The 12255-nt window shown below is 70.8% G+C and carries 11 protein-coding genes; all 11 read right to left on the bottom strand.

The window, feature by feature from the left end; translation table 11 throughout:
- Positions 1-197 precede the first annotated feature (197 nt).
- The 11 genes from lipA to mreC all read right to left on the bottom strand — a co-directional run bounded on the left by lipA (position 198) and on the right by mreC (position 12052).
- A complete protein-coding gene (lipA, locus tag ACW5DW_RS02725; protein ID WP_457017241.1) occupies positions 198-1205 on the bottom strand; it encodes a lipoyl synthase in 1008 nt (335 codons plus the stop codon).
- A gap of 6 nt (positions 1206-1211) precedes the next feature.
- On the bottom strand, positions 1212-1904 hold the full coding sequence (gene lipB / locus ACW5DW_RS02720; RefSeq protein ID WP_457017239.1) for a lipoyl(octanoyl) transferase LipB: 693 nt from the start codon (positions 1902-1904) through the stop codon (positions 1212-1214).
- Positions 1892-2170, bottom strand: a complete 279-nt coding sequence (locus ACW5DW_RS02715) for a DUF493 family protein (RefSeq protein ID WP_457017238.1) — start codon at positions 2168-2170, stop codon at positions 1892-1894. The genes lipB and ACW5DW_RS02715 overlap by 13 nt, the downstream gene beginning before the upstream one ends.
- 104 nt (positions 2171-2274) lie before the next feature.
- The gene (locus ACW5DW_RS02710) at positions 2275-3237 is read right to left on the bottom strand and encodes a CsgG/HfaB family protein (RefSeq protein WP_457017236.1); all 963 of its coding nucleotides are present in this window, start codon (positions 3235-3237) and stop codon (positions 2275-2277) included.
- Between the two features lie 173 nt (positions 3238-3410).
- Positions 3411-4637, bottom strand: a complete 1227-nt coding sequence (locus ACW5DW_RS02705) for a D-alanyl-D-alanine carboxypeptidase family protein (protein WP_457017234.1) — start codon at positions 4635-4637, stop codon at positions 3411-3413.
- Between the two features lie 91 nt (positions 4638-4728).
- Positions 4729-6081, bottom strand: a complete 1353-nt coding sequence (locus tag ACW5DW_RS02700; RefSeq protein WP_457017233.1) for a septal ring lytic transglycosylase RlpA family protein — start codon at positions 6079-6081, stop codon at positions 4729-4731.
- Positions 6078-7214: a lytic murein transglycosylase B gene (mltB, locus tag ACW5DW_RS02695; RefSeq protein WP_457017231.1), complete on the bottom strand. Its 1137-nt coding sequence runs from the start codon at positions 7212-7214 to the stop codon at positions 6078-6080. Before mltB ends, ACW5DW_RS02700 begins: the two co-directional genes overlap by 4 nt.
- 143 nt (positions 7215-7357) lie before the next feature.
- On the bottom strand, positions 7358-8485 hold the full coding sequence (rodA, locus tag ACW5DW_RS02690) for a rod shape-determining protein RodA (RefSeq protein WP_457017229.1): 1128 nt from the start codon (positions 8483-8485) through the stop codon (positions 7358-7360).
- Complete coding sequence (gene mrdA / locus ACW5DW_RS02685; protein ID WP_457017228.1) at positions 8482-10563, bottom strand: penicillin-binding protein 2; 2082 nt, start codon at positions 10561-10563, stop codon at positions 8482-8484. The genes rodA and mrdA overlap by 4 nt, the downstream gene beginning before the upstream one ends.
- Entirely contained in the window at positions 10563-11045 is a 483-nt protein-coding gene (gene mreD / locus ACW5DW_RS02680) for a rod shape-determining protein MreD (protein WP_457017226.1), read from the bottom strand. Before mreD ends, mrdA begins: the two co-directional genes overlap by 1 nt.
- The gene (mreC, locus tag ACW5DW_RS02675) at positions 11042-12052 is read right to left on the bottom strand and encodes a rod shape-determining protein MreC (protein ID WP_457017224.1); all 1011 of its coding nucleotides are present in this window, start codon (positions 12050-12052) and stop codon (positions 11042-11044) included. Before mreC ends, mreD begins: the two co-directional genes overlap by 4 nt.
- Positions 12053-12255 lie beyond the last annotated feature (203 nt).

Genomic DNA, 12255 nt, shown 5'->3' with positions numbered 1-12255 from the left:
CTGGGAATGCGGTCCGTGGGCGCTGCGCCAACGATGCCGCCATGCTCTGACCCCGCGCAAGTGCACAAAGTTGCGCAGCGCGGTCCACTCTATCGGGCTGGGCTGCAGGCTACGTGAATGCGAAGGCCGCGGCCCGAGCCGCGCCGCCTGTCCACCAATCCCGCCAACCCGCAGGGTTTTGCACGCGGTGCGCCGCCTCAGGCGGGCACGCCGGCCTCCATCGCCTGGCGGTCGGCGTGGTACGACGAGCGCACCAGCGGTCCCGACGCGACGTGGCTGAAGCCCAGCGACATGCCGTACTCCTCCAGCGCCTTGAACTCGTCGGGCGTCCAGTAGCGCAGCACCGGGTGATGGTGCGCGGAGGGCTGCAGGTACTGGCCGATGGTGACCATTTCCACGTCGTGCGCGCGCAGGTCGCGCAGGGTGCCCTGCACCTGCTCCATGGTCTCGCCGAGGCCGAGCATGATGCCGGACTTGGTCGGCACGCCGGGATGCTGCGCCTTGAACTTCTGCAGCAGGGTCAACGACCACTGGTAGTCGGCACCGGGACGCACGTTGCGGTACAGCTCCGGCACGGTTTCGACGTTGTGGTTGAACACGTCCGGGGGCGCCGTGGCCAGGATCTCCAGCGCGCGCTCCATGCGGCCGCGGCCGCGGAAATCGGGGGTGAGGATCTCGATGCGGATCGCCGGCGACTGCGCGCGCACCTCGCGGATGCAGTCGACGAAATGCTGGGCGCCACCATCGCGCAGGTCGTCGCGGTCCACCGACGTGATGACCACGTACTTCAGCCCCATGTCGGCGATGGTGTTGGCCAGGTTGAGCGGCTCGGATGCATCCGGCGGCTTCGGCCGGCCGTGGGCGACGTCGCAGAAGCTGCAGCGCCGCGTGCACACCTCGCCGAGGATCATGAACGTGGCGGTGCCATGTCCGAAGCACTCATGGATATTGGGGCAGCTGGCTTCCTCGCACACGGTGACCAGGCGGTTTGCGCGCAGCTTCGACTTGAGCGCTGCAACCGCGCCGTTGGACGGGATGCGGACCCGGATCCACGAAGGCTTGCGCAGCACCGGCACATCGGCGAACTGCACCGGCGATCGCGCGATCTTGTCGCCGGCCACCTGCTTCGCGCCCTCTTCCAGCGACGCCGGCGGAGCGGACTGCATCACCTGCAGCGGGATGGAACGCGGGCTGGACTCGGACATGTCGGCTCAGGCGGCCTGCGCCGCGGCGATGGGAAGGGGATTGGCCAGGTCGGGCGCGGGCGCCGGACGCAGCGCCAGCCCGAACTGCCGGGCCAGTTCGTCCAGCAGGACGGGCTTGACCGCATCCATGCCCGACGGACCGCCCAAGTCTAGCATCGAGGTCACCCGCAGCCCCGCGTAGCCGCAGGGATTGATCCGGCCGAACGGCTCCAGATCCATGGCGATGTTGAAGGCCAGGCCGTGGAAGCTGCGGCCGCGGCGCACGCGGATACCCAGCGCGGCGACCTTGGCATCGGCCACGTAGACGCCGGGCGCGCCATCGCGGCGCGTGGCGATGATGTTCCACTCCAGCAGCGTGTCGATGATCGCCTGCTCGATGCGGCATACGTAGTCGCGCACGCCCAGCTTCAGCCGCCGCAGGTCGAGCAGCGGATACACCACCAGCTGGCCGGGCCCGTGGTAGGTCACCTGCCCGCCACGATCGACCTGCAGCACGGGGATGTCGCCCGGCACCAGCACGTGCTCGGGCTTGCCGGCCTGGCCCAGGGTGAACACCGGATCGTGCTCGACCACCCACAGCTCGTCGAGCGAGCCTTCGTCGCGCGCATCGGTGAAACGCTGCATTGCGCGCCACACCGGTTCGTAGGGCTGGCGACCAAGGTCGCGGACCAGGCAGGTCGACGGTGCTACAGCGTCCACTTCACTTCCGGGTGGTTGCGCAGCGCACTGTGCGCGACCTCGTACTGCTCGCGATCCAGCGCGCGGAAGTTCAGCTTGACCGACACATAGCGACCACCGCTGGATTCACGCCAGGAAATGGTTTCGTCCAGCACCTCGAGGCCGGCGGCGGTGAGCAGGCGCGGAATCTCGCTCTCCAGTCCAATGCTGGCCGCTCCCATTGCGGTGATCTCGAACACGCCGGGAAACTGGAAGCCGTGGTCGGGGTTGTCGGATTTGATCTCCATCATCTGATTATGGGGCCAGCCAGCGCGATCCCAAACCGCCCAACGTGGAATGCAAAAGGCCGCCTTGCGGCGGCCTTTTGCGTGCGCTCTGCCTTGACGGCGACTCAGCGCGAGAGCTGCAGCAGGCTCGAGGACACCCAGCCCTTGTTGCCCAGCTCGTCCTCGACCTCCCACATCACGCCCTGCTTGGCGCCGGTGGGATACAGCATCATGCCCACATCGAGGTCGCGGACCACGCCCTTGCCGTCGGCGCCGGTGAACAGGCGCGCGGGCTTGGTGACGGACACCGCCTGCTGGGCGTTGGCCGCCGAGGCGTTGTCCGGCAAGCCGCCGAGCTGGGCGACCAGGTCGGTATAGGCCTGCAGGTAGGCCAGGGTGATGACCTGGCCGAGCTCGGTGTTGGCATAGCCGCCGACGCCCGCGGCGCCGAGGCCGCTGCCGCCGAACAGGCCGCCGCCGGCGCCCCAGCCGATGTCGGTCTTCTTGGCGTGGCCTTCGGCCATCGCCAGCTGCTCGGAGGAACGCACGTCGGTGACGGTCAGCACCACGTCGGCGGTCTTGCTCTTGAAGTTCAGCCCACCGACGAGCGCGCCCGCGCGGCCGCCGATCAGCCCGCCGAGCAGGCCGCCCACGGCGTTGCCGCCGGCGTTGCTGTTGGCACCGATCAGGTCGGGCACCATCACGTAGTCGGCCGCCTTGATCTGGCCCTTGCCGATGTTGGAGCGGTTACGCAGCTCGCCGTCGGCGCCGAGATCGCGCTCACGCATTGCCGCACCCAGGCCCGCACCGCGGTCGACCAGGGTGAAGCAGCGCGACTTGTTGACGAACACCTTGATCAGCCGCGATGGCGCGGGCAGCTGCTGGCCGCTCCACCAGTGCACGCCGTCCTCGGGCTCGATCACCGAGATCGCGCCCAGCGGCTGCGCGCACACCGGGATCTGTGCCACCTGCTCCTGCCGCCGCTCCTGCACGCTCTGGCGCTGGGCCAGCGCGGGCGTAGCCACGGCGAGCATGGCAACCGTCGAAAGCGCGACCGCAAGGACGCGCCTGCCGTTGAATCCGGACATCTGTATTCCCCTTCTCCCTGAGTTGTCTGTGCGGGTGCAGACGCACCCACTCCCCGGTGTGCTCCGGCACATCCAGCGCCGCGCACGCGCGGATCTTAACAGACACGCACTGCAGCCCCGGGACCGGACAGCCACGGGACATCAGCGCGATCAGGCCGCTTTCGCGGCGGGAATCAGACCGAGTTCCACCACATCAGGAACTCGTGCCACAGGCGCTTGAAGAAGCCGGCCTCTTCCACTGCTTCCAGCGCCACCAGCGGCCGCTCCGCCACGACCTTGCCGTCCAGGGTCACCCGCACCTTGCCGATGGCCTGGCCCTTGGCGATCGGCGCCTCCAGCGTCTCGGGCACGTCCATCGACGGCTTGAGCTGGTCGTACTTGCCGCGCGGCAGGCTGACCAGCAGCGGTGCCGCCACGCCAAGCTGCACTTCGTTGACCGCGCCCTTCCACACCTTCTGCGTGGACACCGGCTTGGACGCGTCGTACAGGCGATGGGTTTCGTGGAAGCGGAAGCCCCAGTTGAGCAGGGCCAGCGAGTCGGTGGCGCGCTGCGCCTCGCCGCTGGAGCCCATCACCACCGAGATCAGGCGCTGGTCGCCGCGCTTGGCCGAGGCCAGCAGGCAGTAGCCCGCGCCGGAGTGGTGGCCGGTCTTGATGCCGTCCACGCTCTGGTCGCGCCACAGCAGCAGGTTGCGGTTGCGCTGGGTGATCGGGCCGACGGTGAATTCCTTGATCGCGTTGTAACCGTACTCCTCGGGGAAATCGCGCACCATCGCGCGGCCGAGCAGGGCAAGATCGCGCGGGGTTGAGTAATGCTCGGGTTCGGACAGTCCGTGCGAGTTGACGAAGTTGGAGTTGGCCATGCCGATGCGCTTGGCATAGGCGTTCATCAGCGCGGCAAAGGACTCCTCGCTGCCGGCGACGTGCTCGGCCAGGGCGATGGCGGCGTCGTTGCCCGACTGCACCACCATGCCTTTTTCCATCTCCAGCAGCGGCGCGCTCTGGTTGACCGGGAAGCCGCTGTAGCTGCCGTCGGTGCCGGCGCCGCCCTTGCGCCAGGCGTTCTCGCTCATCATCACCTGGTCGTCGGCCTTGACCTTGCCGGCCTTCATCTCGGCCGCGATCACGTAGCTGGTGAGCACCTTGGTGATGCTGGCGGGCTCGACCCGCTCGTCGACGTTTTCGCCGGCCAGGACCTGGCCGCTGGCGTAGTCCATCAGCAGCCACGCGTTGCCTGTGACGGACGGCGGCGGCGGGGTGGGCAGCGCGTCGCTCAGGGCGGCGGCGGCGGGCGCGGCCGGGGTCGGCTGCGGCACATCCTGGGCGGTTGCCAGGCCGACGACGAGAAGGGCGGCCAGCGCGGCCACGGCGATGCGGTGGGTGAGGACAGCGGGTTTCATCGGCTACGCGACTCCGGTGGGCCGGACATCCCTGGCCGGGCGGAACATGGAAAATGTCGCGGGCGCGGCCGCGCGACGAAAGTCGGACAGTCTACTCGCGAACGATCTGCGGTATGCCCAGACCCAGACCGGAGACACGCGAGGAAAGTTCGGCCAGTGCGGTTGCGGCCACCGGCCCCACCCGCAGCCGCCACAGGCGGCGCTGGGAGACGGTCACGTCCTGCAGGTGTGCGCCACCGATGCCGGCACCGTGCAGTGCAGCCAGCGCGCGTTCGGCGTTGTCGCGCACCGAGAACACGCCGACCTGCAGGGTCACGTCACCGGGGCTGCCGGCAACCGGCGGCTGCGACGGCGCCGCGTGGGCGGCAGCCACTGGGGTGGACGTGGCGGGCACTGCAGGCGGCGGCGCAGCGCGCGGCGCGGCCGACTGCGCGGTGGCAGCCATCGTCGCCTTGCCCGGCGCGGCATCGATGCGGGCCTGGCGTTCGCGCATCCAGGTATCGAATTCGTCGGCGCTGCGCACGCGGCCGTCGTCGGCCACCAGGCGAAAGCGGTCTTCTGCGCGCCCGTAAGCGGGATGGTCGGCCAGGCGCGCTACCGCCGTCGCGGGGGCCGGGGCCGTCCGCGCCGGAGCTGGCGTGGCGACGGCCACGACGGTAGCCGCGGGCGCCTGCGGCAGGTCGCCAACCAGCCGGTCGAGGCCGGTCGCGCCAGCGGTCGCAACGACACGCGCAGGCGCAGGCGCTGATGCGGCTGCCACCAGCGTGCGGGGCTCCGTGCCTGCCTCGCCAGGCCGCAGCGCACGCACTTCCACCCGACCGGTGCCGCGACGGTGGATATCGAGCTTCACCGCCGCCGCGTAGCTCAGGTCGACGACGCGGCCTTCGTGGAAGGGGCCGCGATCGTTGACCCGCACCACCACGCTGCGGCCATTGTCCAGATTGGTCACCCGGGCGAAGCTCGGCAGCGGCAGCGACTTGTGCGCGGCAGTGAACGCGTACATGTCGTAGACCTCCTGGTTGGAGGTGCGGCGCCCGTGGAACTTGTTGCCGTAATACGAGGCCACGCCCGATTCGACGAAACCGTCGGTGGAATCGAGCACGCGATAGGACTTGCCCAGCACGCTGTAGGGCGAGCGGTTGCCGTAGTTCGAGCGCGACTCGGCAATGACCGCAGGCTCCGGGATGCAGTCCACGTTGGGCAGGTAGTCGGGCGTGGTGTCGCTCACGCCGGGCCGGTACAGGCCACCAGCCACGTAGTTGCCGCGCGTGCCGGGATCTTCCTGCGCGGCCGGATAGGGCTTGAAACCGGTGCAGTCGGGCGGCGGACCACTGTCGGCGACCCGCGGCGGCAGCACTGCGCCCGCGGCGCTGGAGGGCTTGTTCTGCGTGCCCGCGCAACCGGCCAGCAGCGCGATCGCCAGCAGCGGCAGCAGCCGCCTCACGGGCCGCGCCCGACCCCGGCGCGAATCGCCTGCGCCAACTGGTGCACGGACAGCGAATACATCGGCGAGCGGTTGTAGCGCGTGATCACGTAGAAGTTGCGGTAGGCCAGCCAGTACTCAGGGCCGGCGTCGCCCTGCAGCGTGAGCAGGGTGGCGCCCTCGGCGACCGGCTCACCCGGCTGTGGCCGGTAGCCGCGCGCGGCCAGTGTGGCCAGCGGATACACCGGATCCCAGTTCTCCGGGACGAAGTCCTCCGCGCCTGCGCCGCGCGAGGCGCGCGCCACCACCGGCGCGCCGCGCTCCCAGCCGTGCACCACGAAATAGTTGGCGATCGAGGCGAACACGTCCGGCAGGTGGGTCAGCAGGTCACGGCGGCCATCGCCATCGCCATCCTTCGCCCACAGCCGATAGCTCGACGGCATGAACTGCCCCAGCCCCATCGCGCCGGCATAGCTGCCCTTGAGCGCAAGCAGGTCCAGCTGCGGCTCCTGCTTGTTCAGCGCAAACAGCTGCGCCAGCTCGCCTGCGAAGAACGGCGCGCGCTTGGGATAGTCGAACGCCAGCGTGTACAGCGCATCGAGCACGCGGAAGTTGCCGGTGACCCGGCCGTAGCTGGTTTCCACGCCGATGATCGCGACGATGACCTCGGCCGGCACGCCGGTCTCGGCGGCCACGCGCTCCAGCGCATCGCGATGCTGGCGATAGAACGCGACGCCGCCGTTGATGCGAGCATCGTTGAGGAAGATCGGGCGGTACTCGTGCCACTGCTTCACCGCCTCGGCGGGGCGGTTCATCGCATCGACGATGCTCTGGCGCACCTGCGCCTGCGCGAGCACCTCGCGGATATGCGCGCGGTCCACGCCGTAGGTGGTGGCCGTGTACTCGACGAAGGCATCGATGCGTTGCGCGCGCGGGATGGCGGGGTCGGTGACCGACGCCGGCGCCACCGGACGTTCGGGCGGCTGCGGCACCTTCGGCAGCAGGCCCTCGCCGGGTGCGGACGCCGCTGGCGTTTGCGCCACGGGCGCAGGCGGGGCGGCCTCGTTCGCGGCCGACGGCGCCGCTGTTGCGCAGGCGCACAGGGCGGCAGGCAACAGGCAGATGGCAAGACGGAATAAGCGCGCTCGGATCATCGGCGCGAGGTTAGCACGCAGTGCCGTGCGCAAAGATTTGCAGAGCATGAACAGCGGTTGCAATCGGCGCGCGAACGCTGCCCTCGATGCAGGTGCTTCGACAGGGACGAAATATGCGAGGCAACACCTTCAGTGCCGCCAGTTCAGCGCTTGCCCTGCCCGTGCGCGCCCACCGCCATCACCACGCCCATGCCGGCCAGCAGCGACACCGCGGCAGTGCCGCCGAAGCTCAGCAGCGGCATCGGTACGCCGACCACCGGCAGCAGGCCGGAGATCATGCCGCCGTTGACCACGACGTACACCGAGAGCGCCAGGCCGAAACTGCCGGCCACGATCCGCGCGAACGGATCGCGCGCGCCGGCCGCGATCCACAGGCAGCGGCCGATGACCACCGCGTACAGGGCCAGCACCGTGGCCACGCCGAGCCAGCCGAATTCCTCGGCCAGCACCGCGAAAATGAAATCGGTGGTGTGCTCGGGCACGTAGTTCAGGTGCGACTGCGTGCCGTCGCCCCAGCCCTGCCCCGCCATGCCGCCGGAGCCGATCGCGATCTTGGACTGGATGATGTTCCAGCCGGCACCCAGCGGGTCGTTCTGCGGATCGCGGAAGGTGAGGATGCGGTCCTGCTGGTAAGGCCGCAGGAACGAGAACCAGCCGATCGGCGCAAACAGCGCCAGCCCCGCGGTGGTCGCCGCGCCGATGCCGGCGGCGACGAACCACCATGGCGACAGGCCGGCCAGGTACAGCGCGAACACCCCGCTCGCGGCCACCAGCATCGCGGTGCCGAAGTCCGGCTGCAGCATGATCAGGCCGGTCGGCACGGCGATGATCGCCACGGTGGACAGCAGCACGCTCAGCCGCGGCGGCGGCGCGCCCCGGGCCAGCAGCCAGGCCGCCATCATCGGCAGGCTCAGCTTCATCAGTTCGGCCGGCTGGAAATAGAACACGCCCAGGTCGATCCAGTGCGCGCCGCTGCGGCCGGTGCCGATGAACAGCACCACCAGCAGCGGCAGCAACGAGACCGCGTAGAACACCGGAGTGGCACGGCGCAGCGGCCCGGGCGGCACCCGCGACAGCAGCCACATCACGCCCAGCCCGACCACGTAGCGCGCGCCCTGCGACCGCACCAGCGCCGGGTCCTGCCCGCCGGCGCTGTGCAGCACCGCCAGGCCGATGCCCATCAGCGCCAGCAGCGCGCCCAGCAGCGGCCAGTCCAGCGTGCGCACGAAGCGCGCAACCAGGTCCAGCAGCCAGCGCAGGATGGTGTTCATGCCGTTGGCCGGGAATGGGAAGCGGGGAATCGTGAATGGGACAGCCACGGTCGCTGCGCGGCATCCACCCGGTCACGTCTGGCCGCTGCACCCACCCTGTCGTCGGCGGATGCCGCAGGCGCGGTGGTCCGCGCTTCCGGCTGTGGCGCGGCCGCAGCCGTCGTCACGTTGCCGAAATCCGGGGGCGCCGGGCTGCCGGCTGCCGGCGCCGCCTCCGCGTTTTCCGTTTCCGACGGCTCGGGCATCACCCCCAGCAGCCACGCGTCGAAAACCTTGCGCGCGATCGGCGCGGCGGCGCTGCCGCCGTAGCCGCCGCCCTCGACCGCGATCGCGATCGCGATGGTCGGCGCCTCGGCCGGGGCGAAGCCGATGAACAGGGCGCGGTGGCGCAGGTGCAGGGGCAGGTCGCGTGGATGGACCGCGCCGGTGCCGCGGCGGCTGATCACCTGCGCGGTGCCGGTCTTGCCCGCCATCAGGTAACCCGCGCCGCTGGCCACGCGCCAGCCGGTGCCGCCAGGCTGCATGGTGTCCATCATGCCCAGCCGCACGACCTGCAGGTTCTCGGCGCTGGGACTGATCGGCACCGGCGCCGGCTGCGGCACGTCGTCCCAGTCGGCCTCGAATCCCGAGCGCGTCTGCGCCACCAGGTGCGGGCGGTGCAGCATGCCGCCGGCCAGGCCGGCGGTCGCGCGCGCCAGCTGCAGCGGCGTCACCTTCCAGTCGCCCTGGCCGATGCTGGCATTGACGGTGTCGCCGGGGTACCAGCGCTCGCCGCGCGCGATCCGCTTGGACTCGGGCGAGGGCAGGATGCCGTCGATCTCGCCGATCAGGTCGATGCCGGTGGGCTCGCCGAAGCCGTACTGGCGCATGTACCGGGCGAAGCGCTCGATCCCGAGGTCCAGCGCCAGCCGGTAGTAGTACGTGTTCACCGACCGCGAGATCGAACTGCGCAGGTCGGTCCAGCCGTGGCCGCCGCGGCTGGCGTCGCCCCAGCCGCGGCTGGTGCCGGGCAGGTAGAACATGCCGGTCGACAGCACCCGGTCCTCCGGCTTGCGCACGCCGCTGTCCAGCCCGGCCAGCGCCAGCAGCGGCTTGAGGGTGGAGCCCGGAGCCACGCCGCCCAGCACCAGCCGGTTGAACAACGGCCGCGACGGCGCGTCCATCAGTTGCCGGTAATCGGCGCTGGAAATACCGTTGACGAACAGGTTGGGGTCGAACGCCGGCAGGCTGACCATCGCCAGCACCTCGCCGCTGCGCGGATCGATCGCGACCGCCGCGCCCTCCTGCTCGCCGAATGCGGTCACCATCGCCTGCTGCAGGTCCAGGTCGATCCCCAGGCGCAGGTCGGCCCCGGCCTGCGCCTGCACCATGCCGATGCGGCGCAGCGCACGGCCCTCGACGTTGGTCTCGACCTGCTCGTAGCCGATGCGGCCGCGCAGTTGCTCGTCGTAGGCGCGCTCCAGCCCGGTGCGCCCGGTGTGCGGGAACAGGATCTGGTCGCGGCCGTAGCGCTCCACGTCGTTCTCGTCGGTGCGGCCGACGTAGCCGATCACGTGCGCGAACAGGTCGCCGTGCAGGTAGCGCCGGTTGAGGTAGGGCACCACCTCGACGCCGGGGAAACGCCAGCGGTCGACCGCGAAGCGCGCCACCTCTTCGTCGCTCACGCGTGCCTTGAGCGTGATCGCGCGGAAGCTGCGGGTGCCCTTGCGCGCCGCCTCGAAGCGCGCGATTTCCTCCGGCGACAACCGCACCACCTGCGACAGCTGCGCGAGCATGCGCGCGATGTCGCCGGCATCCTCGGGCGTGACGTCGATGCGGTAGGCCGGGATGTTGTCGGCCAGCAGCCGGCCCTGGCGGTCGTAGATCAGCCCGCGCGCCGGCACCACCGGCCGCGGCTTGATCCGATTGGCCTCGGACAGGCGCGCGTACTCGTCGTGCTCGAGGACCTGCAGCCGGAAGTACCAGCCCGCCAACCCCAGCAGCCCCAGCAGCACCAGGCCGAAACCGACCAGCGCGCGCAGCCGGAACTGCGCGGCCTCGGCCGATGCGTTGCGGATGCGCGGTCGCCTCTCGCGCATCAGCGCGGCCTCCGCACCTGCCGCAGGGCATCGAAGCCCAGGAACAGCGGCACCCACAGCACCATGCCGACCAGCGGCGCGACCCAGTGGATCCAGGGCAGCTGCGGCAATCCCAGCACCAGGTGCAGCGCGGCCGCCACCACGCGGTCATTGAGCAGCAGGCCACCGATTGCCAGCGCCTGCTGCGGCAGCGGGAAGAAGCGCAGCTGGGTGCGGAAGCGCTGCAGGAGGAAGGCCATGATCACCAGCCGCAGCGCCTGCTCGCCCAGCAGCGCGCCAAACGTCAGGTCAGCCAGCAGGCCGGCGACGAACGCCAGGCCCAGGCCGGCACGCTCGGGCTCCTCGATCACCCAGTAGGCGACCACCAGCGCCAGCCAGTACGGCCGCAGCCCCTGCACCGGCGCCGGCAGCGGCAGCAGCCCGAGCAGCAGGGCGACCAGCACGCTCACCGGCAGCAGCCACAGGCGTCCGCGGCGGTTCATGGGCGACGCTCCGGCACGTCGCCAGACGGGGGTGGCTGGAGGGCAGGCCGGGCCGTCACCGCGCCCGCGTCGGTCTGCGCGGGCGTGTCCGCGGAGCTTGCACCACCTTCTGCCGGTGCGGCGGGCGCGTCGCCTTCAGGCTCGACCAATGCCGCCGGAAGCGGCGCCCGCGGGCGCTCGCGCAGCAGCAGCACGTCGCGGCCGCGGTCGGGCTGGGCCGAAGGCGCCAGTTCGCCCACCAGGAAGGCATGGCTGTCGTCCGGCCGCAGGTCGATCAGCGTGCCGACCGGGAAGCCTGGCGGGAAGCGCCCGCCCAGGCCCGAGGTCACCACCACGTCGCCGACCTTCACGTCGCTGGACACCGGGATGTTGCGCACCTCCAGGTGATCGCTGCGACCGATGCCGTAGGCCACCAGGCGCAGGCCGCTGCGCGAGATCGACACCGGCACGGCGTGGTCGAGGTCGGTCAGCAGCAGCACCGTCGCGGTCCCCGGCGTGACCGCGATGATCTGGCCAAGCAGGCCGCCGGCGTCGATCACGCTCTGGCCCTGGCGCACGCCGTCGTCGCTTCCGGCATTGAGCAGCAGGCGCTGGCGCGAGGGGTCCAGGTCGACATCCAGGATCGGCGCCAGCTGCACGTCCAGACCGTGGCGGGTCGCCGCGCCGAGCAGGCCGCGCAGCCGCGCGTTCTCGTCCGCCTCGACCTGCAGCCGCGCCTGGCGCGCGCCATACACCAGCAGCTCGTTGCGCAGGCGGCGGTTGTCCTCGGCCAGCAGCGAGCGGGTCACCGCATCCTCGCGCACGGTCTGGCCCAGCCGCGAGGGCAGGCCGGCCAGTTGCCACAGTGGCTGCACCGCGATGCCGGCGGTGGCCCGCGCGCGGTCCAGCCAGCCACCGCGATGGTCCAGCACGATCAGCACCACCGACAGCGCCAGGAACGCCAGCAGCCGCAGCGTACCGGCGACGTCGCCGGGTCGTTGGGCAGCCGGGCTGGCGAAGGTGGACATGTCAGGGTCCGGGGATCGGGAATCGGGTTGTCGGGGTTGCGCACGTGGCCACGGCCGGGCCCCGGGTGTCGGGTGTCATGGGGTTTCCAGCCTGGCCGGGGCGAAGTCCGGCCGCTGCGGAGAGCGGCGCGCAGGCCGGAAGCCGTGGCGCCAGCCCGGGCGCGAAACGCCAGCGCCTTGCCTGTTCCCGACTCCCCTGCCCT

The sequence above is a fragment of the Luteimonas sp. A482 genome (assembly GCF_054072655.1).
This window is presented reverse-complemented; position numbering and strand designations above follow the sequence as displayed.

What these genes read in the sequence shown, in the direction of transcription:
- lipA (WP_457017241.1), bottom strand. Translation starts at nt 1,205, where the DNA reads ATGTCCGAGTCCAGCCCGCGTTCCATCCCGCTGCAGGTGATGCAGTCC.
- ACW5DW_RS02715 (WP_457017238.1), bottom strand. Translation starts at nt 2,170, where the DNA reads ATGGAGATCAAATCCGACAACCCCGACCACGGCTTCCAGTTTCCCGGC.
- ACW5DW_RS02710 (WP_457017236.1), bottom strand. Translation starts at nt 3,237, where the DNA reads ATGTCCGGATTCAACGGCAGGCGCGTCCTTGCGGTCGCGCTTTCGACG.
- ACW5DW_RS02705 (WP_457017234.1), bottom strand. Translation starts at nt 4,637, where the DNA reads ATGAAACCCGCTGTCCTCACCCACCGCATCGCCGTGGCCGCGCTGGCC.
- mltB (WP_457017231.1), bottom strand. Translation starts at nt 7,214, where the DNA reads ATGATCCGAGCGCGCTTATTCCGTCTTGCCATCTGCCTGTTGCCTGCC.
- rodA (WP_457017229.1), bottom strand. Translation starts at nt 8,485, where the DNA reads ATGAACACCATCCTGCGCTGGCTGCTGGACCTGGTTGCGCGCTTCGTG.
- mrdA (WP_457017228.1), bottom strand. Translation starts at nt 10,563, where the DNA reads ATGCGCGAGAGGCGACCGCGCATCCGCAACGCATCGGCCGAGGCCGCG.
- mreD (WP_457017226.1), bottom strand. Translation starts at nt 11,045, where the DNA reads ATGAACCGCCGCGGACGCCTGTGGCTGCTGCCGGTGAGCGTGCTGGTC.
- mreC (WP_457017224.1), bottom strand. Translation starts at nt 12,052, where the DNA reads ATGTCCACCTTCGCCAGCCCGGCTGCCCAACGACCCGGCGACGTCGCC.